This is a genomic window from Halomonas aestuarii, assembly GCF_001886615.1.
GTDB classification, from domain to species: domain Bacteria; phylum Pseudomonadota; class Gammaproteobacteria; order Pseudomonadales; family Halomonadaceae; genus Halomonas; species Halomonas aestuarii.
In genome coordinates this window covers 1,986,097-2,007,728 of sequence record NZ_CP018139.1, presented here as the reverse complement: position 1 = coordinate 2,007,728, position 21,632 = coordinate 1,986,097, and the positions used below count along the sequence as shown (strand labels likewise).

Annotated in this window: 21 protein-coding genes; 14 read left to right on the top strand and 7 right to left on the bottom strand. The window is 68.5% G+C overall.

The features are described from left to right. The first annotated feature begins 59 nt into the window (after nucleotides 1-59). Genes BOX17_RS09330 through BOX17_RS09320 form a run of 3 tightly spaced genes read left to right on the top strand, consistent with a single transcriptional unit; the run spans nucleotide 60 to nucleotide 2,384 of the window. A complete protein-coding gene (locus BOX17_RS09330) occupies nucleotides 60-1,037 on the top strand; it encodes an ABC transporter substrate-binding protein (RefSeq protein ID WP_208858056.1) in 978 nt (325 codons plus the stop codon). Continuing rightward, nucleotides 1,021-1,788, top strand: a complete 768-nt coding sequence (locus BOX17_RS09325) for an ABC transporter permease (protein WP_244272123.1) — start codon at nucleotides 1,021-1,023, stop codon at nucleotides 1,786-1,788. The genes BOX17_RS09330 and BOX17_RS09325 overlap by 17 nt, the downstream gene beginning before the upstream one ends. Then, nucleotides 1,785-2,384, top strand: a complete 600-nt coding sequence (locus tag BOX17_RS09320; RefSeq protein WP_071943920.1) for an ABC transporter ATP-binding protein — start codon at nucleotides 1,785-1,787, stop codon at nucleotides 2,382-2,384. The genes BOX17_RS09325 and BOX17_RS09320 overlap by 4 nt, the downstream gene beginning before the upstream one ends. A gap of 9 nt (nucleotides 2,385-2,393) precedes the next feature. On the opposite strand, the gene BOX17_RS09315 is transcribed toward BOX17_RS09320, so the two are convergent. The 6 genes from BOX17_RS09315 to BOX17_RS09290 form a co-directional block, all read right to left on the bottom strand. Then, nucleotides 2,394-3,191: an ABC transporter permease gene (locus BOX17_RS09315; RefSeq protein ID WP_071943917.1), complete on the bottom strand. Its 798-nt coding sequence runs from the start codon at nucleotides 3,189-3,191 to the stop codon at nucleotides 2,394-2,396. Then, nucleotides 3,191-3,952, bottom strand: coding sequence for an ABC transporter ATP-binding protein (locus BOX17_RS09310; protein WP_071943914.1), 762 nt, complete (start codon nucleotides 3,950-3,952; stop codon nucleotides 3,191-3,193). The genes BOX17_RS09315 and BOX17_RS09310 overlap by 1 nt, the downstream gene beginning before the upstream one ends. 548 nt (nucleotides 3,953-4,500) lie before the next feature. Further along, nucleotides 4,501-5,430 carry a DUF808 domain-containing protein gene (locus BOX17_RS09305; protein ID WP_071943912.1) on the bottom strand — a complete coding sequence of 310 codons (930 nt, stop codon included), beginning with the start codon at nucleotides 5,428-5,430 and terminating at the stop codon, nucleotides 4,501-4,503. A 214-nt stretch (nucleotides 5,431-5,644) separates the two neighbouring features. Next, a complete protein-coding gene (locus BOX17_RS09300) occupies nucleotides 5,645-6,097 on the bottom strand; it encodes a universal stress protein (RefSeq protein ID WP_071943910.1) in 453 nt (150 codons plus the stop codon). 160 nt (nucleotides 6,098-6,257) lie between these two features. Continuing rightward, nucleotides 6,258-7,823, bottom strand: coding sequence for a phospholipase D family protein (locus BOX17_RS09295; RefSeq protein ID WP_071943908.1), 1,566 nt, complete (start codon nucleotides 7,821-7,823; stop codon nucleotides 6,258-6,260). Further along, a complete protein-coding gene (locus BOX17_RS09290) occupies nucleotides 7,816-8,043 on the bottom strand; it encodes a hypothetical protein (protein ID WP_071943905.1) in 228 nt (75 codons plus the stop codon). Before BOX17_RS09290 ends, BOX17_RS09295 begins: the two co-directional genes overlap by 8 nt. A gap of 116 nt (nucleotides 8,044-8,159) precedes the next feature. Between BOX17_RS09290 and BOX17_RS09285 the strand changes: the two genes are divergently transcribed. Both BOX17_RS09285 and rapA read left to right on the top strand, forming a co-directional pair. Next, a complete protein-coding gene (locus tag BOX17_RS09285; RefSeq protein WP_071943903.1) occupies nucleotides 8,160-8,960 on the top strand; it encodes a TlpA disulfide reductase family protein in 801 nt (266 codons plus the stop codon). Nucleotides 8,961-9,076: 116 nt separating this feature from the next. Next, the gene (gene rapA, locus BOX17_RS09280; RefSeq protein ID WP_071943900.1) at nucleotides 9,077-12,025 is read left to right on the top strand and encodes an RNA polymerase-associated protein RapA; all 2,949 of its coding nucleotides are present in this window, start codon (nucleotides 9,077-9,079) and stop codon (nucleotides 12,023-12,025) included. 90 nt (nucleotides 12,026-12,115) lie between these two features. On the opposite strand, the gene BOX17_RS09275 is transcribed toward rapA, so the two are convergent. Next, nucleotides 12,116-13,021 carry a TIGR01777 family oxidoreductase gene (locus tag BOX17_RS09275; RefSeq protein ID WP_071943897.1) on the bottom strand — a complete coding sequence of 302 codons (906 nt, stop codon included), beginning with the start codon at nucleotides 13,019-13,021 and terminating at the stop codon, nucleotides 12,116-12,118. A gap of 105 nt (nucleotides 13,022-13,126) precedes the next feature. Between BOX17_RS09275 and BOX17_RS09270 the strand changes: the two genes are divergently transcribed. From BOX17_RS09270 to BOX17_RS09230, 9 genes are read left to right on the top strand one after another with little or no spacing between them, the layout of a single operon-like run. Next, nucleotides 13,127-14,185, top strand: a complete 1,059-nt coding sequence (locus BOX17_RS09270) for an NAD(P)/FAD-dependent oxidoreductase (protein ID WP_071943895.1) — start codon at nucleotides 13,127-13,129, stop codon at nucleotides 14,183-14,185. Between the two features lie 25 nt (nucleotides 14,186-14,210). After that, entirely contained in the window at nucleotides 14,211-14,591 is a 381-nt protein-coding gene (locus BOX17_RS09265; protein ID WP_071943892.1) for a sirohydrochlorin chelatase, read from the top strand. Continuing rightward, on the top strand, nucleotides 14,588-15,502 hold the full coding sequence (locus tag BOX17_RS09260; RefSeq protein ID WP_071943889.1) for a MerR family transcriptional regulator: 915 nt from the start codon (nucleotides 14,588-14,590) through the stop codon (nucleotides 15,500-15,502). The genes BOX17_RS09265 and BOX17_RS09260 overlap by 4 nt, the downstream gene beginning before the upstream one ends. A gap of 13 nt (nucleotides 15,503-15,515) precedes the next feature. After that, complete coding sequence (phrB, locus tag BOX17_RS09255; RefSeq protein ID WP_071943886.1) at nucleotides 15,516-16,934, top strand: deoxyribodipyrimidine photo-lyase; 1,419 nt, start codon at nucleotides 15,516-15,518, stop codon at nucleotides 16,932-16,934. Nucleotides 16,935-16,965: 31 nt separating this feature from the next. Beyond that, nucleotides 16,966-17,400: a nuclear transport factor 2 family protein gene (locus BOX17_RS09250; RefSeq protein WP_071943883.1), complete on the top strand. Its 435-nt coding sequence runs from the start codon at nucleotides 16,966-16,968 to the stop codon at nucleotides 17,398-17,400. A 25-nt stretch (nucleotides 17,401-17,425) separates the two neighbouring features. Beyond that, entirely contained in the window at nucleotides 17,426-18,220 is a 795-nt protein-coding gene (locus BOX17_RS09245; RefSeq protein ID WP_071943881.1) for an SDR family NAD(P)-dependent oxidoreductase, read from the top strand. Continuing rightward, nucleotides 18,217-19,590 carry an NAD(P)/FAD-dependent oxidoreductase gene (locus tag BOX17_RS09240; protein WP_071943878.1) on the top strand — a complete coding sequence of 458 codons (1,374 nt, stop codon included), beginning with the start codon at nucleotides 18,217-18,219 and terminating at the stop codon, nucleotides 19,588-19,590. The genes BOX17_RS09245 and BOX17_RS09240 overlap by 4 nt, the downstream gene beginning before the upstream one ends. Next, nucleotides 19,587-20,366 carry a DUF1365 domain-containing protein gene (locus tag BOX17_RS09235; RefSeq protein WP_071943875.1) on the top strand — a complete coding sequence of 260 codons (780 nt, stop codon included), beginning with the start codon at nucleotides 19,587-19,589 and terminating at the stop codon, nucleotides 20,364-20,366. Before BOX17_RS09240 ends, BOX17_RS09235 begins: the two co-directional genes overlap by 4 nt. Then, nucleotides 20,363-21,631: an SAM-dependent methyltransferase gene (locus BOX17_RS09230; protein WP_071943873.1), complete on the top strand. Its 1,269-nt coding sequence runs from the start codon at nucleotides 20,363-20,365 to the stop codon at nucleotides 21,629-21,631. The genes BOX17_RS09235 and BOX17_RS09230 overlap by 4 nt, the downstream gene beginning before the upstream one ends. Nucleotide 21,632 lies beyond the last annotated feature (1 nt).

The window sequence follows — 21,632 nt, the reverse complement described above, 5'->3', positions numbered from 1 at the left end:
GAAGAACGACCTAGAGTGACAGGAAGCCCGGGGATAACGGGGGCCTCTAAAGAGAGGGAATGATGCCGAAGCCGCTTTTGATCCGTGCGTTTTTCGCAGCGCTTCTGGTGTTTTCTGCTCCGATCTCGGCCGAAACGCCGGTCCTGCGCGTGGCCGTTCAAGAAACCGGAACCGTAAACTGGGAGATCGACACGATCGACCACCACGGTTTTGACACAGCCAACGGTTTCGAGATGCAGGTCCAGGCCATGGCGGGAGGTCCCGCGTCACAGGTGGCGTTCCAGGGGGGCGAGGCCGACGTGATCGTCTCTGACTGGATCTGGGTCGCACGCCAGCGAGCGGCAGGGAACGACTTCGTGTTCCTGCCATACTCGAAAGCCGTGGGTGGACTGATGGTACGGGACGACAACCCACGAGAATCCCTTGCCGATTTTCGCAACTCGAAGATCGGAATTGCGGGCGGGCCGCTGGACAAGAGCTGGATCATCCTGCGTGCTTATGCCGAAAAGACCTTTGGCATGGACCTGGCGAAGGAGACGGAGCAGGTCTTCGGGGCACCTCCCCTGATCTTCAAGGCCGCGCTCGATGGCGAAGTCGACGGCGCCGTGAACTACTGGCACTTCATGGCCCGCATGAAGGCTGCCGGCATGGTGGAGTTGATCTCGGTCGCTGACGCGGCCGGCGCGCTGGGACTTGATCCCGAAACACCGCTTCTCGGATATGTCTTCAAGGGCGACATGCTGAGGGACAGTCCCGAACTGATCAGGGCATTCGCAAAGGCATCTCGCGCATCCAAGGATCTTCTTGCAACGGACGACGCGGCTTGGGAGCGGCTTCGTCCGATGATGCCAGCAAATACCGAAGCAGAGTTCGAGGCGCTTAAGGAGGGATACCGGGCGGGTATCCCCGGCACAGCCTCCGTCGATCTCGACAGTGCCCGCGCGGTCTTCGCGCTGATGGCAAAGCTGGGCGGCAGAGAGTTGGTCGGCACTGCGACGGAAATGCCGGAAGGTGTGTTCCTTGACGTTGGCCGCTGACACGCGCGGATCGGTATTCGTAGCGACGCTATCGATCCTCGGGATGATCGCGGCCTGGTCGCTGTTGGCCGTTATTGCCGCCGATCCGACAGAACTGCCGGGACCCTGGAGGGTCCTGCCGCTGGCAGCGAGCGAAATCGCTTCTGGCGAACTTCCAGGGCACCTTGCCGTCACCCTTCGCCGTGTGGCACTCGCCTTCGTAGTGGCGATGACCATCGGTATGGCCATCGGTCTTCTCATGGGCCGCAGCCGCACCACGGACCGCTGGCTCGACCCCTGGCTGATCGTCTTTCTGAACCTGCCGGCCCTGGTCACGATCGTCCTCTGCTACCTCTGGATTGGCCTGAACGAGGTCGCTGCGGTGACGGCGGTCGCCATCAACAAGATTCCGACCGTGGTCGTCACGATCCGCGAGGGAACCCGCGCGCTCGACCGACAGCTCGACGACATGGCGCTTGTGTTCCGAATGAGCCGCAGTGCCAGGCTCCGCCATATCATTCTTCCTCAACTCGGACCATACATCGCATCGGCTGGGCGATCTGGCATTTCGCTGATCTGGAAAATTGTTCTGGTCGTCGAGTTTCTCGGCCGAAGTGACGGGATTGGCTTCAAGATCCACCTCTACTTCCAGCTCTTCGATGTAGGCTTGGTGCTGGCCTACGCGCTCAGCTTTGTCGTTGTGATGCTAGCCATCGAGGGGGCGTTACTGCGGCCGTGGGAAGCGCGGGCAACGAAGTGGCGCCGGGCATGAACTCGATCGACATTGTATCCAAGTCCTTCGGTGACACACCGGTTCTCGGGCATATTGCCTTCACCGTGGCCCCGGGCGAAACGTTTGCCGTGGTCGGCCCGTCAGGAATCGGCAAGAGTACGCTGTTACGCGTGCTAGCCGGCCTAGACACCGATTTCACTGGAACTGTCGATCTGCCCCTGCGCCGTGCCATGGTCTTCCAGGAGCCAACACTGCTGCCGTGGCGGAGCACTCTCGATAACATCACCCTGGTCACGGGGATCGGCAAGGACGAGGCGAGCGCGGCACTTGCCGAAATCGGACTTGACCGACTCGCCGACCGCTTCCCGATGCAGCTCTCTCTCGGTCAGCGTCGGCGGCTGTCCCTGGCCCGGGCCCTGTCGGCGAAGCCCGACCTGCTGCTGATGGACGAGCCTTTCGTGTCGCTCGATCCGGCGCTGGTGGAAGAGATGCTTCGCCTGACCGAGCGGTTGCTTGCAAGCCGCCCCATCGCAACGATCTTCGTCACCCACGCGATGGACGAAGCTGCACGTCTTGCCACGCGGATCGTCCGGCTGGAGGGGCATCCCGCGACGATTGTCGAGGATGCGTCCTGACCTGGAAGATCAGCTGCCCTTGAAGCGACGGTGGGACATGTCTCGCGCGGGGTCGTAGCCGTAAAGCCCAAGTGCCATGAAGATGGCCAGTGCAAGGGTCGTCCAGCCGATTGCAGTCAGGTTGACCTCGCCATACAGCCCGAACCGGATCGCCTCGACGACCTGGGTGAAGGGGTTCACCGCACAGATCCAGTAGAGCAGTGTCGAGCTTTCCGCCATCTTCCACAGCGGGTAAAGCGCCGAGGAAAGAAAGAAGGCCGGGAAGATGACGAAGTTCATTACTCCCGCGAAGTTCTCCAGTTGCCGGATGGTCGAGGACAGCGCCAGGCCAAGCGCGCCCAGCATGAGGCCCGTAAGGATAAGGATCGGAAAGATGGCAACATAACCAAAGAGAGGCATGCTTATCCCGAAAAGCGCTGCGATCGCGAGAAAGGCGTAAACTTGAAGGATCGAGACAGCCGTGCCGGCAAGGAGTTTCGAGAAGAGAAGCCACCAGCGTGGCAAAGGGCTGGTCAGGAGCAGGCGCATCGAGCCCATTTCGCGATCATAAACGAGGCTAAGCGAGGACTGCATGCCGTTGAACAGTTGCACCATACCGCAGAGCCCCGGAACGATGTAGACCTCGTAGGTAACATAGGTCGAGTAGGGCGGGATGATCGACAGCCCAAGCGCCGAGCGAAAGCCGGCTGCAAACACCAGAAGCCAGATCAGGGGCCTGACCAGCGCGGACAGGAACCGACCGCGCTGCGCCACGAAACGCAGCATCTCGCGAAGCACGATGGCGGCAAGGGCGACCGCATAGCGCATCAAGCGGGTTGCCCTGTCATAGTGAGAAAGACCTCGTTCAATGGCTGTCCTTGCATGACGTCTGCCGCGGTACCGTTTGCCAGGACGCGGCCATGGTGGAGAACGACAAGATCGTCGTCCGGTCGCACCTCATCCACGAGATGCGTGGCCCAGAGCACTGTCAGCCCTTCGTCGGAGCAGAGGTCGTGCACGTAGTCGGTGATGCCCGCGCGGCTCTGCGGATCGAGACCCACGGTAGGCTCGTCAAGAAGCAGGATATCGGGTTGATGCATCAGAGCCCTCGCGATTTCAGTCCGCCTACGGTGCCCCCCGTTCAGGTCGCGCGCCCGGTCCTTGGCCCGATCGGCAAGTCCCATCCGTTCGAGCGCAACGTCGATCCTGCGGTTTGCGTCACGCCCGTGAAGCCCCCTGAGCGCAGCGTAGTAGGACAGGTTGCGGCGTACCGAGAGATCGAGATCGAGCGTCGTCTGCTGGAATACGATACCCATGTGTGCGAGCGCGTCGCGCGGCGAGCGGGTCATGTCGACGCCACAGACCTCGATCTGCCCGACCCTGGTTCGGATCAACCCCGTAAGGAGTGAGAAAAGCGTTGTCTTGCCAGCACCATTCGGTCCAAGCAGCGCGCAGAAACGCCCGTTGCCGACAGAAAAACTCACGTCATCCAGCACCTGTCTTCGGCCATAACCGAAAACAAGATGTTCGACGGACAGTCCTGGGGGCACTTGATTGACCTCCCTGAGTTTACCTCTGCGACCCAGCATCCCTACTGTCCAATCAGCGTGTTGGAAGAATGCTGGGGCTGGCCCGCCCTGCCAACAATACACTTCCCCATAAGTTCAAGGTGAGTCGTTTTTGAACGACGTGGGGTTGATCCGTTCAAGCGCGTCTTTCACGGCAACGATGTCGCGGTTGCGCTGCGAAACTCTGCGCTTCGCGATGCTACCGATTGTCGGACCGCCCCGATCATTCTCGACCTCGTAGGGGACGGGCCAGGGGGCTTATCGAAAGTGTATCCTGTTATCGAGGGTCTTCCAGTCGCCGGGGGACGTGGTCCCCACCCGTCGGTTTTCCTGACAGGCACTTTCGGCTCTGACCGGCTTTTCATCAGGCGTCAGGCCGCCAGGGTCAGTGATTGATCGAGGTACACCTCACCGGGTGTCGCATCGACTGGCCCTGGTGGGGACGGTCCATGTGGTACCGGGCGAAATAATGCTTCAGGCCCCGGTAAACGCCTGGCGGGGGCACCAGGTCCGCAGCCGCACCATGCATCGGTCTTGATCATGCCCAGCAGCAGCGGACACCCCGCCCCCTACTTCCCTTTGCCCGACCACAGCCGCTGACCGAGGCTCACCGCCCCCAGCACCACCGCGCCGACCAGCAGGCCGAAGAGCATGTTGAGCAACGAGGGCCCCAGGCCCTGGATGATGGCATCGAGCCCCGGCGTATCGAACTGCGCCTCGGCCACGCCCTGGACCAGGTGGTGGACCGCCGGGATACCGTGGGTGAGGATACCGCCGCCGACCAGGAACATCGCCAGGGTGCCCACTACCGAGAGACCCTTCATCAGGAAGGGGGCCCCGGCCAGCAGGCCACGGCCCACTTGGCTGGAAAACCCCTCGCGTCGGCTCAGGTAGAGCCCCAGGTCGTCGACCTTGACGATCCCCGCGACCAGCCCGTATACGCCGACGGTCATCAGCAGCCCGATCCCGACCAGCACGGCGACCTGCTTGCCCAATGCCACACCGGCCACCGTCCCCAGGGTGATCACGATGATCTCCGCGGAGAGGATGAAGTCGGTGCGTATCGCCCCCTTGATCTTCCTCTTCTCGAAGGCGCGCATGTCGACCTTCTCGTCGGCCATGGCCGCGAGACGCTGTCGATGGGCCTCCTGCTCCTCCTCCGCATGCAGGAACTTGTGTGCCAGCTTCTCGACGCCCTCGTAACAGAGGTAGGCGCCGCCGAGCATCAGCAACAGGGTGACCGCCCAGGGAACGAAGGCGCTGATCAGCAGCGCCGCAGGGATGAGGATCAGCTTGTTGACCAGCGACCCGCGGGCCACCGCCCAGACCACCGGCAGTTCCCGGTCGGCCCTCACGCCGGTGACCTGCTCGGCGTTGAGCGCCAGGTCGTCGCCCAGCAGGCCGGTGGTCTTCTTCGCCGCCACCTTCGTCATCAGCGAGACGTCATCGAGGAGGGTGGCGATGTCATCGATCAGGGTCAGTAGACTGCTGCCGGCCAACGCGGAGACTCCTTGGGGATTTGTCGACGGCAGGATCACATACTGCCGAAGGGAAGGGGGTGCCAGTCACCGAGGGTAGCATGACTGCGCCACGACGCCCCTCCGGCCGGATGGCGGACGGAGGGGCTCAGGGAAGAATACGGCGGCAAGCGCCTGCCACCTGGCAGGCGGGAAGCCCTGTCCGAGGACCGAGCGGAGCAGGGGCGATGGCCCCTCAGGTCACGGTGATGACGGTGCAGCCGGCGGTATGGCTGACCTTGTGGGAGACGCTGCCGAAAACCATGCCGCGCATGTCGCTCACCCCGCGGCTGCCCATGACGATGGCATCGACGCCGAGGCTCTGGGCCTCCTCGTTGATCAGATCGGCCGGGCGCCCCTGACGCACCACGTCCTTTACCTCGAGGCCATCGAGGTCCACCGCGGCGCGGGCCTGGTCGATGACCTTGTGGGCCTCTTCCTTCATGCCGGCCGCCAGCTTCTCGCGATCCTCCTCGGAGAAGGGCTCGGGGGTGCCGCCGGTGAACAGGCCGATGTTGTCGGGCGGGAACTCGGCCACGGTCATCAGGTGGAGCGAAGCACCCGTGCCACGGGCCAGCTGCGCCGCCACAGCGAGTGCCTTCTCGGAATGGGAGGAGCCATCGAGCGGGACAAGGATTGACTGGTACATGATGGGTCTCGGTCCTGTGCGGGTGGGAAAGGGGCCACGGCCGGCCCTTTATCTTCAAGACTAGACGCTACCAGCATTTCGGCAAATACCGATATACCCAGGGGCACGGGAAATCACTGCCGCGCATCGCCCCGCCGGCCTGACGCCAGGAGCCTCCGGCCTAGAGCCAGGGCTCCAGCCCCAGCACCCCGCTGAGCCAAGCGAGAAACCGCGCCCTCACCGACCCCGGCTCTCGCGCCAGCCTGGCCAGGCGCCCGTCGAGCTCCGTCAGCCAGTAGAGCCGCCCCGCGCCGTCGAGACCGGGCAGGTAGCTCAGGGAGGGCGTCATGCCCGCCTCGACGAACGCCAGGAACTCGGTCACCAGCGGCTCGCTCTCGACCAGCACCCCGACCTCGGTGTTCCAGATGACCGATCGCGGGTCGGCGTTGAAGGAGCCGATGAACACCAGGTCCTCATCGAAGCTCACGGCCTTGCTGTGCAGCGAGGAGAGCGAGCTGCCGGTAATGCCAATCCCCGCGTTCTCGCCGTTCGGCTGGCGGCTTCGCAGCTCGTGCAGTCGCACGCCGTTCTCGAGCAGGGCCCGGCGACGCGTGGCATAGGCGCCGTGCACCCAGGCATTGTCGGTGGCCTCCAGGGAGTTGGTGATCACCTCAACGCGGATGCCCGACTCGGCCAGCCTCGCCAGCAGGGCCGTGCCCTGCTCGGCGGGTACGAAGTAGGCCGAGACGATCACCAACCGCGACTCCAGCTCGGGCAGCTGATCGAGCAGGACTCCGAAGAGGGTCTCTTCCAGCGGCGATCGCTGCCGGCCGGCGGCCTTCCCCGGCGGGTCCCAGAGGGCCTGCCCCTCGGCCCAGTGAAGCTCGCGGAACAGCGTGTCCGCGGCGGCCGCCCCGTAGCGTGCGCGCAGGGCCACGAAGTAGGGGGAGTCGCTGTCGCGCTGCTCGGCCAGGTGGCGTGACAGCTCGACGAACAGGCCACGCCAGGCCTCCGGCTCGGCGATGTGGTAGCGGGCGAGAGGCTGGCTCAGGAAGTGGTTCCAGTAGAGGTCGAAGCTCAGCGAGAGGTCATCGACCACCTCCCCCACGGCCAGGAGGTCGATATCGGCGAAGTTGCGGGGTTCGCCGGCGTTGAAGTACTCGTCCCCGAGGTTGCGCCCGCCGGTGATGGCCACGGCGTTGTCGACGATCCAGGTCTTGTTGTGCATGCGCCGGTGCTGGCGCCGCATGGCAGGCAGCGCGAAGAGCACCCGGGTGACCAGGTGATTGCGGCCCAGGGGCCAGGGGTTGAAGACCCGCACCTGGATGTTCGGATGGCGGTCCAGCGCCGCCAGTCGATCGCCCTGCCCCGTCGCGGTGAGGTCATCGAGCAGCAGCCGCACCTCGACCCCGCGCTCGGCCGCCCCGATCAGGCGATGCAGCAGGACCTGCACCGTCTGGCCCTCCCCCAGCAGGTAGGTCTGGACGTCCAGGCGCCTGGTGGCCTGCTCGGCCAGGTTGGCCCGCAGGACAAAGGCCTCCTCCCCCCTGGCCAGCAGGGCGAAGCCGCTCCGCCCCTCATGGGCGGCGGCGGCCTGCCGGGCCCACTGGCCCAGCCAGGTGCCGCGGATCTCGGCCTCCCGCAGCGCCAGCCCGTGCTCACGGGGCACGGGCGTGCCGGCACAGCCCGCCAGCAGGGCCAGCACCAGCCAGACGGCCAGTGCCCGCAGGCAGGGTCTCCTAGTCATCGCCAGGCTGGCGTGCCATCGCCTTGCGCGCCTTGTTGCGGCGGTAGAGGCGTACCAGGGCGATCCACAGGGCGGCCGCCACCATGGCCGCCAGGGTCCAGCCCTGCCAGGGTCGGGCGGCATCGCCCATCAGGGTCTCGAGGGTGATGATCAGGGTAAGCCCCAACGCCTGGCTGGCTATGGCCAGGGCGCGCAGCGTATCGAAGGCCGGTCGTGTCATGAGTGCTCCCGCTGGATGACAGCCCTGCCCGCCGGCAGTAGGCTTGGCGAAACGAATCCGCCAAGTGTAACCGCTCCGGCACCAGCCGCCGACCTCTCGGGAGTCACCGCCACGACATGGATGCCATCGCCCTGGGGCCCGTCCTGATCGCGCTGCCGCGTCTTTATGCCTTCCTCGCCGCCCTGGCGCTGCTGGGGGCCAGCGCCTTCCTCCTGGGCCTGCCGAGAGGGCGCCATGCGCGCTGGTTCAACGGCCTGCTCGTGGCCTGGCTCGTCGGCGCCCGCCTGGGCCATGTGCTGATGAACGCCGGGGCCTATGCCCAGGCCCCGCTGGATATCCTCAAGTTCTGGCAGCCCGGCTACCAGGGCCTCTGGGGGCTCCTGGCCGCATTGGCCTGGACCGCCTGGTCGCTGCGCGACCGGCTGGGGGCAATGCTGGGGGGCATGGGCCTGGCGCTGGGCGCCTCGCTGATGTGGCTGACGCTGGTGACCCTGGCGCCCCTGGGCGGCGGCATGGCCCTTCGTGCGCTGCCCGACCTCGCCCTGGAAAACCTCGAGGGCGAGACGGTGAGCCTGGCCTCGCTCGAGGGCGAGACGGTGATCGTCAATCTCTGGGCCACCTGGTGCCCGCCCTGCCGACGCGAGATGCCAATGCTCGCCGAAGCCGATGCCCTGGAGGGCGTGCGCGTGGTGATCGTCAACCAGGGCGAGGACCTGCTGCAGGCGGTGCGCTACCTGGACGAGCAGGGGTTCGACTTCCGTCACGCCCTGCTCGACCCGCGACAGCAGCTGATGGTGCTGACCGAATCCCCGGGCCTGCCCACCACCCTGCTGTTCGATGCCGAGGGCCGCGCCCTCGAGCAGCACGTCGGCGAGCTCACTCGCGCACGGCTGGCGGAATGGCTGGAAGATCGCTGATCGGCACCGGGGTGCTTAAGCCGCGACAGGCTTTGCTGTAAGATACCGCGCCCTGTCGCCGCCGGGCCGGGTGTGGCCAGCGGCACCGAACCGATCCCAAGCATCCCCGAGGCACCATGAGCGACTTCTCTCCCGGCCAGCGCTGGATCAGCGACGGCGAGGCCGAACTCGGCCTGGGCACCATCCTCAACGTCGACGCCCGCAGCGTCACCGTGCTCTTCGGCGCCAGCCAGGAAACCCGCACCTACAGCAGCCGCAACGCCCCCCTGACCCGCGTGGCCTTCGGCAGCGGCGACCGTATCCAGTCCACCGAGGGCTGGCAGATGATCGTCGACGACAGCAAGGAGGTCGGCGGCCTGATCGTCTACATCGGCGAGGACAGCGCCGGCGAGCCCTGCGAGCTGCCCGAGGCGCGGCTCGCCGACACCATGCAGTTCGATCAGGCCCGCGATCGCCTGCTCACCGGCCAGGTCGACCGCAACGACTGGTTCGACCTGCGCTTTCGCACCCTGCACCACTACCAGCGCATCGAGCAGAACCCGGCCCTGGGCCTGGCCGGCCCGCGCATCGACCTGATCCCCCACCAGCTCTACATCGCGGACGAGGTGGCACGCCGCCATGCCCCGCGGGTGCTGCTGGCCGACGAGGTGGGCCTGGGCAAGACCATCGAGGCCGGGCTGATCCTCCACCGCCTGCTGCTCACCGGTCGCGCCGAGCGGGCGCTGATCCTGGTGCCGGCGAGCCTGACCCACCAGTGGCTGGTGGAGCTTCTGCGCCGTTTCGCCCTGGAGGTCACCCTGCTCGACGAGCAGCAGAGCCAGGCCCACGGCGACGCCAACCCCTTCGAGACCGGCCAGCTGGTGCTGGCCAGTCAGGACTGGCTGTTCGCCAACCCTCACCGCCAGCAGCAGGCGCTGGCCTGCGACTGGGACATGCTGATCGTCGACGAGGCCCACCACCTGGACTGGAGCCCGGAGCAGAGCGGGCCCGGCTACGCCTGCGTGGGGAGGCTGGCAGCGCAGGTGCCCGGCATGCTGCTGCTCACGGCTACCCCGGAGCAGATGGGCCTCGAAAGCCATTTCGCCCGGCTGCGCCTGCTCGACCCGGACCGCTACCACAGCCTCGAGGCCTTCCGCGAGGAGGAGGCCCACTATGTGGAGGTGGCCGAGGCCATCGATGCGCTCGACCGGCTGCCGGGCGAGGCGGCCGACCGCGAACGGGTCGCCGCGGTGATCCATGACGCGGACAGCCTGGCCCTGCTCGACACCCTGGCCGACCCGGAGCGCAGCGACGACCAGCGGGCCTCGGCCCGGAACCAGCTGCGCGACCAGCTGCTGGACCGCCACGGCACCGGCCGGGTGATGTTCCGCAACAGTCGCCGCCATGTGGGCGGCTTCCCGGAGCGCCGCCTGCATGTCACCGAACTCGAGGCCCCCTCCGCCTACCGTCGGGTCCTGCGTCGCCTGGCCAGGGACGAGGACTACCTGGACGAGCTGCTGATCGAGACCGGCCTCGATCACCCCGAGGTCCTGATCTACCCCGACACCATGTACCGGGCGCTCACCCACGACCCGCTCAACACCGAGCCCTGGTGGCAGTTCGACCCGCGCGTGACCTGGCTGCTGGAACGCCTCGCCGACGACGGCGAGACGGGCTTCGCCGACGACAAGGTGCTGGTGATCGCCCATGATCGCGAGACCGCCCAGGGGCTCGCCGAGGGCCTCCGGGTGCTCGGCGGCTACCACGCCCCGGTGTTCCATGAGGGGCTCTCGCTGGTAGAGCGCGACCGGGCCGCGGCGGCCTTCGCCGACGAGGAGGAGGGCTGCCAGGTGCTGGTGTGCTCGGAGATCGGCTCCGAGGGACGCAACTTCCAGTTCTGCCGTCACCTGGTGATGTTCGACCTGCCGCTGCACCCGGACCAGCTCGAGCAGCGCATCGGCCGACTCGATCGCATCGGCCAGCGACATGCCATCGAGATCCATGCTCCGGTCTTCGCCAGCAGCCCCGGCGAGAAGCTGCTGCGCTGGTACCACCGGGGCATGGACGCCTTCAGCGCCCCCCATGGCCTGGGTAGCGAGATCCATGCCGCCTTCGGCGACACCCTGGCCGACAGCCTGCTCGACGACGAGAGCCTCGACGAGGTGATCGAGGAGACCCGCGCCCTCTTCGAGGCCCGCCTGGCCGAGCGCGACGCCGGCCGCAACCGCCTGCTCGAGCTCAATGCCTGCCGCCACGAGCGCGCCGAGGCGGTCATCGAATCGATCCGCGAGCTCGACGCCGACCGGGCGCTGGGCCGCTACCTGGACCAGGCGCTGGACATCTTCGGCGTCGACAGCCAGGAGCTGGGCGGCGGCATCCAGCACCTGCAGCCGAGTCCGCAGATGCTCGACGGCCTGCCGGGCCTGGTGAAGGGCGAGGAGGGCTTCTCGGCCACCTACTCCCGGGAGCGCGCTCTGGCCCGGGACGACGTCCAGCGCCTCTCCTGGGAGCATCCGCTGCTGCGCGAGATGATGGGCCGGATCCTCGACGGCGCCATGGGCAACACGGCGCTGGCCCTGCTGAAGCACCCCGCCATCCCCGCCGGCCGGCTGATGGTCGAGCTGGTCTTCCGCACCCACTGCCCGGCCCCCCGGCGCCTGCACCTCAACCGCTTCCTGCCGCCGACGGCGGTGCGGGTCCTGCTCGACGAGTCCGGCGCCAACCTGACCGATAAGATCTCCTTCAGCGGCCTCTCCAAGGCGGTGCAGAAGGTCAAGAAGGCGGTCGCCCGGGACCTGATCAAGAGCCGCCACGACCAGCTGCGCGAGCTGCTCGACGGCGCCGAGGCGGAGGCCGAGCGGGAGCTGCCGAGCATCGTCGAGGCCGCCCAGGGGCGCATGCGGGCCGAGCTCGACGCCGAGCTCGCCCGCCTCGAGGCCCTCTCGCGGCTCAACCCCGCGGTGCGCACGGATGAGCTCGAGGGGCTACGCCAGGAGCGCGCCGAACTGGACGCCGCCATCGAGGGCACGCGACTGCGCCTGGACGCGGTGCGGCTGGTCGTCACGGTGGGCGAGGACGCCCGCTGATCGCAGACGGCCCCTCGACAGCCGCCCCGCAAGACCCAACGGGCCCCGCCGGCGACGCCGACGGGGCCCGTTGGGTAACGCGGGAGGCCCTCAGCCGAGGATGTCGGCCAGGGCCGCCTCCAGGGTCGGGAAGCGGAACTCGAAGCCGGCCTCCTGCAACCGCGCGGGGCGCATGTCGGCGCCGGTCAGCAGCAGCCGCGCCATCTCCCCGAAGGCGGTCTCCAGCACGATGGCCGGCACCGGCATCAGCGCCGGACGGCCCAGCTGCTTCGACAGGAGGCGGGTGAACTCGGCATTGGTGACCGGGTGGGGGGCGCTGCCGTTGAAGGGGCCCTCCAGTTCGTGGCGCTCGAGCAGGAAGAGGATCGCGCTGACCAGGTCCTCGCGATGGATCCAGGGCATGAACTGCTTGCCATCGCCGAAGCGCCCCCCCAGCCCCAGCTTGAAGGGGGGTAGCATCTTCTTGAGGCTGCCGCCGCCGGCGTCGAGCACCAGGCCGATGCGCAGCAGGACCACCCGGACGCCGAAGTCCGCGGCCTCGCTGGCGGCCTCCTCCCAGCGCTTGCAGAGGCGGTGGGCGAACTCGTCGTGGGGCGGGGTCTGTTCGGTGACCTCGCGATCCCCCTGGTCGCCGTAGTAGCCCATGGCCGAAGCCGAGACCATCACCTTGGGCGTCCGCCCCTGACTGGCCTGGAGCTGCTCGCAGAGCATCACCAGGTCGCCGGTGATGTTGACCCGGGAGTCGATCAGTCGCTCCTTCTGCTCATCGCTCCAGCGGCGGTCGGCGATCGATTCGCCGGCCAGGTTGACGATCGCATCCGGCGGGGTGTCGACGAAATCCAGAACAGAACGCCGGATGTCGGTGCCCTCCGGCAGCCGGCCACGCACCGCGTCAGGCTCCCGCGACACCACCAGCAGGCGATGCCCGGCCTCCTTCAGCCGTCGACAGAGCCGCTGTCCAACAAAACCGCTGCCGCCCGTGATCAGCACTCGCATCCGGAATCCCTCCCCATGCCATTAAGACAAGCCACCATGAGTTATACAGCCGTTGTACACTTCTGCTAGTCTAGCGATGAACGCCGTTGACTGCACGAGAAGCCCATGCCCCACACCCCCGTTTCCACCGCCATCATCGGTGCCGGCATCGCCGGCATCGCCTGTGCACGAGCCCTGCAGGCGCATGGCCTGCCGGTACGCCTGTTCGACAAGGCTCGAGGCCCCGGGGGGCGGATGTCGAGCCGTCGCCTGACGGAGGCCACGGTCGACCTGGGTGCCCAGTTCTTCAGCGTGCGCGACCCGGCCTTCCGCCGCGAGGTGAAGGCCTGGCGCCAGGCGGGGGTCGTCGCTACCTGGCCGGAGGCCCTCTGGGAGGCGAGCACATCGGGCTGGCAGCGCCACCAGGACGGCGTCGAGCGCTGGACCGGCGTGCCCCGCATGAGCGCCGTGACCCGCCACATGGCCGAGGAGCTCGAGGTGGTCACCGACACCCGGATCGAATGCCTCGAGCCCGAGGAACAACGGTGGTGGCTGGTGGACCAGCACGAGGAGCGCCACGGTCCCTTCGATCGGGTGGTCCTCGCCATGCCCTCCCCCCAGGCCCGCACGCTACTGCAGGGCCATGAGCCGTCACTCGCGGACGAGTGCAAGGCGATCATCCAGCGTCCCTGCTGGGCCGCCTGGGCCTGCTTCGACGCCCCGCTGCCCTCGCTGCCGGGCGTCGACGACGACTGGCAGGCCGTGCGCCTGGCGGCCGCGACGGGCCAGCCGGCGACCCGTGACCCACTGCGCTTCGTCAGCCGCAACGACAGCAAGCCCGGCCGCCACGGCCAGGGCGAGAGCCTGAGCCTGATGGCGCGGCTGGAGTGGAGCGAGGAACACCTGGACCTAGATGACGAGACCGCGGCCCGACGGCTGCTCGAGGCCTTCCGCGAGCACCTGCCGTCGAGCGTCGAGCTGCCCGAGCCGACCTCCCTGGGCGCCCATCGCTGGCGCTACGCCCAGCCGGACGTCTTCGCCGGCGGCGAGGCGGTCAACCTCGACCACCGCCGGTCGCCCGCGGGCCTGGCGCTGTGCGGAGACGGCTGGCGCGGACCGCGGGTCGAGGATGCCTGGCTCTCCGGCCACCACCTCGGCGAGGCCCTGGCGGCCGACGCCCCCTGACCCTTCTTCGCGACCGGAGACTTCCATGTCCTACGCCCTGATCCTGCTCGCCCACGGCTCCAGCGACCCGAACTGGCGAGCGCCCTTCGAACACTTCGCCGAGGCCCTGACCGGCCGGCTGTCGACCCCGCTGCACCTGGCCTACATGGAGCTCAGCGAACCCTCGCTCGAGTCCACGGTGGCCGAACTCGCCGACGCCGGGGTCGAGCGGGCCGAGATCCTGCCGCTGTTCTTCGCCGCCGGACGCCATCTCAGGAAGGACGTGCCCGGCCAGGTCGAGGCGCTGAACTCCGCCCACCCGGGCATCGACCTGACCCTGCTGCCGCCGGTCGGCCAGCATCCGGCCTTCGTCGAGGCGCTGGCGGCCGTGGTCGCCGAACAGGCAGGGGAGTCGGCACGCTCATGAATGACGAGGCAAGGCGCCCGGCCGACACCCCGCTCTACCCGATCCGCGAGGTCTCCCGGCTGACCGGGGTGAACTCCGTCACCCTGCGCGCCTGGGAGCGCCGCTACGGCCTGATCAAGCCGCAGCGGACCCCGAAGGGCCATCGCCTCTATGCCCGGGAGGACATCGAGCGGGTCGAGCGCATCCTGCAATGGCTCAACCGCGGCGTGCCGGTCAGCCAGGTCCGTGAACTGCTCGACCAGCCGGAGACGGCGGAGACCCCGGCGCCGGCGGCAGGCGACTGGCCGGGTCAGCGTCGCCAGCTGGTCAGCGCCCTCCAGGCCCTGGACCTCGCCCGGCTGGAGGAGCTGTTCAACCAGTCGCTGGCCCTCTACCCGGTGCCGACCTGCCTGGCCGAGCTGTGGCAGCCGGTGGTTCTCCAGCTCGAGGAGGGCTGGGGCGAGCAGCTGGGGGACATCCTGCAGCGCCGCACGCTGGAGGCCTTCCTGCGCACCCGCATCGGGACCCGGCTGCTGCATGCCAACCGGCTGGCCAGGGGGCCGGTCCTGCTGGTCGCGCCCCTGCCGGACGACCCCTCACCGCTCTGGGTGCTGCTCGCGGCACTCGCCGCCAGCGACCGCGGCTATCGCATCCAGCTCTTCGATGCCCCCTTGCCCTCCAGCGAGGTGCCCCTGGCGGTGGAGCGCTTCCAGGCGGCCGGCCTGCTGCTGGCCAGCGGCAAGGCCGAGAAGGCCGAACTGGTGCGGCGCCAGCTGCCGCGACTGGCCGAGCAGCTCGAGGTTCCGCTGATGGCCTGCGGCCCCATGGCCCGCATCCGCGAGAGCGACCTGGAGGATACCCGGGTGGAGCTGCTGGGGGAGGACCTCGACGAGGCCATGCAGCGCCTCCAGGCCAGACTGCCCGTCCGCTGAACCGGAGCCGCCCATGACCACCCCCGTGATCGTCTGGTTCCGCAGCGACCTGCGCCTCCAGGACAACGCCGCGCTGGCCGCGGCCGCCCGGCAGGGGCCGGTGGTGGCCGTCTTCCTGCGCTGCCTCCCCCAGTGGCAGCGCCACGGCCATGGCGCCAACAAGCTGGATTTCTGGGGCCGCGGCGTGGCCGCCCTGCGCGACGGCCTGACGGGCCTCGGCATCCCGATGTTGCACCGCGAGATCGACGACTTCGCCGAGGCCCCGGCCACGCTGCTGGAGATCGCGCAGCGGGTCGGCGCCCGTGCCCTGCACTTCAACCGCGAATACCCGCTGGACGAACAACGCCGCGACGCCGCCGTGATCGCCGCCTTCGGGGAGGCGGGCCTCGCGGCCACCGGCCACCACGACGCCGTGGCCTTCGCCCCCGGGGAGCTGCTCACTGGCAAGGGCGACTACTATGGGGTCTTCACCCCCTTCGCCAAGGCCTGGCACCGCCAGCTGACCCCGGAGCGCATCGCCCTGCACGACACCCCGGCGCCCCAGCCGCGCCTGGCCATCGACCCCGACCCACTGCCGGACCTGCCCACCCTCGAGGACACCCCGGTCGACGGCCGGCTGTGGCCCGCCGGCGAGGATGCCGCCGCCGACCGCCTGGAGCGCTTCCTGCGCTTCCGGGGACGTCACTACCAGCGCCAGCGCGACTTCCCGGCGATCCGCGGCACCAGCGAGCTGTCGCCCTACCTGGCGCTGGGCATGATCTCCCACCGCCAGTGCCTGCAGGCGGTGCTCGCCGAGAACGACGGCGCGCTGGCCGAGGGGGACGCCGGCCTCACGGCTTGGGTCAACGAGCTGGTGTGGCGGGAGTTCTACCGTCACGTGGCCGTCGGCTTCCCGCGCGTCTGCCGCCATCGCGCCTTCCAGCGGCATACCGAGGCCCTGGCCTGGCGCGATGACGAGGCGGACTTCCGGGCCTGGTGCGAGGGGCGTACCGGCTATCCCATCGTCGATGCCGCCATGCGACAGCTGGTCGCCACCGGCTGGATGCACAACCGCCTGCGCATGGTCACCGCCATGTTCCTCTCCAAGCACCTGCTGATCGACTGGCGGCGGGGCGAGGTCTTCTTCCTGCGCCACCTGGTGGACGGGGAGTTCTGCGCCAACAACGGCGGCTGGCAGTGGGCGGCCTCCACCGGCACCGACGCCGCGCCCTACTTCCGCATCTTCAACCCGACGACCCAGTCCACGCGTTTCGACCCTGACGGCACCTTCCTGGCGGAATGGCTGCCCGAGCTGGCCGGGCTGCCCGGCAAGGCCCGCCACGCGCCCTCGAACGACCTGATCGGCGGGGTCGACTACCCGGCCCCCATCGTCGACCACCGGGCCGCCCGGGCGCGTGCCCTCGAGGCCTTCAAGGCCCTGAAGACGGACTGATTCCCCACCCATTCACAGCAGGAGGCCCTGGATGCACCAGACACCGGACCTGGAGGGCTTCTGTGCCTTCTTCAACAAGCTAGACAAAACCTGTACAAAAAGGCTATACGAGGTATACAATGACGACGTGAGCTTCACCGACCCGCTGCACCACATCCAGGGCATCGAGGCGCTGGAGGTCTACTTCCAGAACCTGTACGACAACGTGACATCATGCAGCTTCGTCTTCCACGAGACCCTGCAGCAGGAGGACACGGCCTTCGTCACCTGGACCATGCAGCTGGTGCACCCGCGGCTCGCCGGCGGACGCCGGATCGACGTGGAGGGCTGCTCGCACCTGACCTTCGCATCGGACGGTAGGGTGGCCAGGCACCGGGACTACTTCGACGTGGGGGCCCTGCTCTATGAGCGCCTGCCCCTGCTGGGCGGGGCGGTGCGACTGGTAAAGCGACAACTGGGCCGGTGACGGCCACCGAGGACGGGGACAACGCATGACGAACGCGAGCGACAGGCAGCGCATCTGGTTGACCGGGGCCACTTCGGGTATCGGCCGCGCCCTCGCCGAACGCCTGCTCGAGCAGGGGCACCGGGTCGCGCTCAGCGCCCGCAGCGAGTCGGCCCTGGGCGAGCTCGCCGCCGGTCACGACAATGCCCTGCTGCTGCCCCTGGACGTGGCGGATCGACAGGCCGTGCGCCAGGCCGGCGAACGCCTGGGCGAGGCCTTCGGCGGGCTGGACCTGGCGATCCTCAATGCCGGCACCTGCGAGTATCTGGACGTCCGCGACTTCGATGTCGACCTCGTCGAGCGAGTCTTCGCACCCAACTTCTTCGGCGCCGTCTACTGCATCGATGCCGCCCTGCCGCTGCTGCGTCGTGCCCGGGCGGAGGGTGGCCACCCCCTGCTTGCCGCCACCTCCAGCGCCGCGGCCTACCTGCCCCTGCCCCGGGCCGAGGCCTACGGGGCCTCCAAGGCGGCCCTGAGCCACTTCCTGGAGTCGCTGCGCCTGGACCTGACGAGCGAGGGCATCGGGGTCAGTCTGATCCATCCCGGCTTCGTGAAGACCCCGCTCACCGACCTCAACGACTTCCCCATGCCCATGCGCGTCACCGTCGACGAGGCCGCCGAGACGATCCTCGGCGGCCTGGAGCGGCGCCGCCTGGACATCCACTTCCCGCGCCGATTCACGCTGCTGGTCCGCCTGATGGGCATCCTGCCCCCGGGCCTGCGCCATCGCCTGGGCCTGCGCATGACACGACAGGACACGCCCGTGGAGACCCGCCGATGACCGCCTCGTTCCGCCCCCCCCATGATGCCCAGGGTGCCGCCCAGCGGGATGCCGCCCAGCGCATTGCCGTGATCGGCAGCGGCATCGGCGGCATGGCCGCCGCCTGGTACCTGTCGAGCCGCCACGAGGTGACGCTCTTCGAGGCCGAGGACCGCCTCGGCGGCCACACCGCCACCGTGGACGTCACGCTGGAGGGCCGGGACTACGCCATCGACACCGGCTTCATCGTCTTCAACGACTGGACCTACCCGCACTTCCAGCGCCTTCTGGGGCGCCTCGATGTCGCCGCCCAGCCCACCGAGATGAGCTTCTCGGTCCACGAGACGGCCCGCGACTTCGAGTACAACGGCCACACACTGACGAGCCTCTTCGCCCAGCGTCGCAACCTGCTGCGCCCCCGCTTCCACCGCCTGCTGCGCGAGATCCTGCGCTTCAACCGCGAGGCGACCCGATCGCTGGAGGACGGCCAACTCGACCCGGCCATGACCCTGGGGGCCTGGCTCGATGCCGGCGGCTACGACGCCGATTTCCAGCACCGCTACCTGCTGCCCATGGGCGCTGCCATCTGGTCGGCGAGCATCCGCGACCTGCGCGACTTCCCGCTGCTGTTCTTCGTGCGCTTCTTCCGCCATCACGGCCTGCTGTCCGTCAATGACCGTCCCCAGTGGTACACCCTGGTGGGCGGCTCACGCGCCTACATCCCGGCGCTGACCGCGCCCTATGCCGAGCGCATCCGGCTGGCGACTCCGGTGCGCGGGATCCGCCGCCACGCCGACCGCGTCGAGATCCGCAGCGAGACCGGGGTGGAGACCTTCGACCAGGTGGTGCTGGCCTGCCACGCCGACCAGGCCCTGGCGGTGCTGGAGGACCCGAGCGACGCCGAGCGCGAGGTCCTCGGTGCCCTGCCCTACCAGGACAACGAGGTGGTGCTGCACACCGACACCCGCCTGCTACCGCGCCGTCGTCGCGCCTGGGCGAGCTGGAACTACCGGCTCGACGGCCGCGGCGACGAGGCCAGGGTCTCGGTCACCTACGACATGAACATCCTGCAGCGCCTCATTGCCCCGCACACCTTCTGCGTGACCCTCAACGACAGTGCCGCCATCGATCCCGCCAAGGTGCTGGGCCGCTTCACCTATGCCCATCCCCAGTTCACCCTGGAGGGCCAGGCGGCCCAGGCTCGCCACGACGAGATCTCGGGACCGGGACACCGCACCCACTTCTGCGGGGCCTACTGGCGCAACGGCTTCCACGAGGACGGGGTCTGGAGCGCCCTGCGCGTGGCCCGTGGCCTGGGCTGCGACGAGGACACCCCCCGCGACGCCCGCCCGGTGGTCCGCTCGCGGGCGACCGAGGAGAGCGCGGCATGAGGCGTGCACCGCGCTCGCGGATCTACCGGGGCAGCCTGCGCCACCGCCGCTTCCTGCCGCGTCCGCACGCCTTCGAGTACAACGTGTGGATGGCCTGGCTGGACCTGGACGAGCTGCCCGAGCTGTTCGACGGCGTGCCCGCCTTCAGCGCCCGACGACCGGCCCTGGCGCGCTTTCGCCGCGAGGACTACCTCGCCCCCCACGACCGACCCCTGAAGCAGGCCGTGCGCGAGGAGCTCGAGCGCCAGCTGGGCTGCGCCCCGGACGGGCGCATCTGCGTGCTGACCCAGCTGCGCACCCTGGGGCTCGGCTTCAACCCGGTCTCGTTCTACTACGCCTTCGATGCCCGCGGCGAGCTGCGGGCCCTGCTCGGCGAGGTGAGCAACACCCCCTGGGGAGAGCGGACCCGCTATGCCTGCGCCGTGGCGCCCGGGCCGCATGGCCACACGGCCGAGTTCGACAAGACCATGCATGTCTCGCCCTTCAATCCCATGGACATGACCTACCGCTGGCGCTTCGATACCCCCGGCGAGTCGCTGACGATGCACATGGAGAACTGGAAGGACGGCGAGCGCCACTTCGATGCCACCCTGACCCTGGAGGGACGCCCGGCGACCCGCGGCGTGCTGCTCGCCACCCTGGCGCGCCAGCCCTGGATGAGCCTGAAGACGCTGGCCGGCATCCACTTCGAGGCGCTGCGGCTGTGGCTCAAGCGCATCCCGGTCCATGACCACCCCGCACAAGATCACCCTTCCAGTGAGGAGAGCTCGTCGTGACTACGCTTCGCTCCGCCACCACCCGCCCCATGCCCGCCGAGGGCGACCGACTGACTCGCTGGCTCAAGCCGCGGGTGCTGGCCCAGCTCGACCGCCTGGAGGGCGGTGACATCACCCTGATCGACGGCCACCAGCACCATCGCCTGGGCCAGGGAGGGCCGCTGCACGTGACCCTGGTGGTCCGTCACCACCGGGCCTGGAAGCGCCTGGCCCTGGGCGGCACCGTGGGCGCCGCCGAGGCCTACATGGACGGGGACTGGGATGCCGACGACCCGGTGGCCCTGGTGAGGCTGTTCGCCGCCAACCTGGAGCGGGTCAACGGCGAGATCGAGAACGGCACCGCCCGCCTCGGCCGCTGGCTGCTCGGCGCCCTCTACCGCCTGCAGCGCAACAGCATGAGCGGGTCGCGGCGCAATATCGCCGCCCACTACGACATCGGCAACGCGCTGTTCTCCACCTTCCTCGACCGCGAGCACCGCATGTACTCCAGCGCGGTCTTCCCCCACGCCGAGGCGAGCCTGGAGGAGGCCTCGACCCACAAGCTCGACCTGATGCTGGAGAAGCTCGACGTCCAGCCCCACCACCACCTGCTGGAGATCGGGACCGGCTGGGGAGGGCTCGCCATCCATGCGGCGAAGACCCGCGGCTGTCGCGTCACCACCACCACCATCTCCGCGGAGCAGTACGCCTTCACCGCCCGGCGCATCGAGGAGGAGGGGCTCGGCGATCGCATCACCCTGCTCCAGCAGGACTACCGCGAACTGGAGGGACGCTTCGACCGGCTGATCTCGGTGGAGATGATCGAGGCGGTGGGGCACCAGTACCTGGGCACCTACCTGGCGACCCTGGACCGGCTGCTGACCGACGACGGCCAGGCGATGCTGCAGGCGATCACCATCCGCGACCAGCGCTACGAGGAGGCCAAGCGCGAGATGGACTTCATCAAGCGCTACATCTTCCCGGGGGGCTTCCTGCCGTCGCATCGTGCCATCCTCGACGGCGTGACCCGCCACACCTCGCTCAACCTGACCGACCTGGACGAGATCGGCCTGCACTACGCCCGGACCCTGCGCGAGTGGCGCCACCGCTTCGAGGCGAGCCTCGAGACGGTGCGCAAGCTAGGCTACGACGAGCGCTTCATCCGCATGTGGCGCTACTACCTCTGCTACTGCGAGGGCGGCTTCATGGAGCGCACCATCGGCACCTGCCAGCTGCTGCTGGCCAAGCCCGGCGCCCGGCCGGCACCGCTCACCGGGGAGGTGTGAC

Excerpts from the sequence above, each read along its gene's own strand:
- BOX17_RS09330 (WP_208858056.1), top strand. The coding sequence starts at position 60 with ATGATGCCGAAGCCGCTTTTGATCCGTGCGTTTTTCGCAGCGCTTCTG.
- BOX17_RS09320 (WP_071943920.1), top strand. The coding sequence starts at position 1,785 with ATGAACTCGATCGACATTGTATCCAAGTCCTTCGGTGACACACCGGTT.
- BOX17_RS09315 (WP_071943917.1), bottom strand. The coding sequence starts at position 3,191 with ATGCGCTATGCGGTCGCCCTTGCCGCCATCGTGCTTCGCGAGATGCTG.
- BOX17_RS09310 (WP_071943914.1), bottom strand. The coding sequence starts at position 3,952 with ATGCTGGGTCGCAGAGGTAAACTCAGGGAGGTCAATCAAGTGCCCCCA.
- BOX17_RS09300 (WP_071943910.1), bottom strand. The coding sequence starts at position 6,097 with ATGTACCAGTCAATCCTTGTCCCGCTCGATGGCTCCTCCCATTCCGAG.
- BOX17_RS09295 (WP_071943908.1), bottom strand. The coding sequence starts at position 7,823 with ATGACTAGGAGACCCTGCCTGCGGGCACTGGCCGTCTGGCTGGTGCTG.
- BOX17_RS09290 (WP_071943905.1), bottom strand. The coding sequence starts at position 8,043 with ATGACACGACCGGCCTTCGATACGCTGCGCGCCCTGGCCATAGCCAGC.
- BOX17_RS09285 (WP_071943903.1), top strand. The coding sequence starts at position 8,160 with ATGGATGCCATCGCCCTGGGGCCCGTCCTGATCGCGCTGCCGCGTCTT.
- rapA (WP_071943900.1), top strand. The coding sequence starts at position 9,077 with ATGAGCGACTTCTCTCCCGGCCAGCGCTGGATCAGCGACGGCGAGGCC.
- BOX17_RS09275 (WP_071943897.1), bottom strand. The coding sequence starts at position 13,021 with ATGCGAGTGCTGATCACGGGCGGCAGCGGTTTTGTTGGACAGCGGCTC.
- BOX17_RS09270 (WP_071943895.1), top strand. The coding sequence starts at position 13,127 with ATGCCCCACACCCCCGTTTCCACCGCCATCATCGGTGCCGGCATCGCC.
- BOX17_RS09265 (WP_071943892.1), top strand. The coding sequence starts at position 14,211 with ATGTCCTACGCCCTGATCCTGCTCGCCCACGGCTCCAGCGACCCGAAC.
- BOX17_RS09260 (WP_071943889.1), top strand. The coding sequence starts at position 14,588 with ATGAATGACGAGGCAAGGCGCCCGGCCGACACCCCGCTCTACCCGATC.
- phrB (WP_071943886.1), top strand. The coding sequence starts at position 15,516 with ATGACCACCCCCGTGATCGTCTGGTTCCGCAGCGACCTGCGCCTCCAG.
- BOX17_RS09250 (WP_071943883.1), top strand. The coding sequence starts at position 16,966 with ATGCACCAGACACCGGACCTGGAGGGCTTCTGTGCCTTCTTCAACAAG.
- BOX17_RS09245 (WP_071943881.1), top strand. The coding sequence starts at position 17,426 with ATGACGAACGCGAGCGACAGGCAGCGCATCTGGTTGACCGGGGCCACT.
- BOX17_RS09240 (WP_071943878.1), top strand. The coding sequence starts at position 18,217 with ATGACCGCCTCGTTCCGCCCCCCCCATGATGCCCAGGGTGCCGCCCAG.
- BOX17_RS09235 (WP_071943875.1), top strand. The coding sequence starts at position 19,587 with ATGAGGCGTGCACCGCGCTCGCGGATCTACCGGGGCAGCCTGCGCCAC.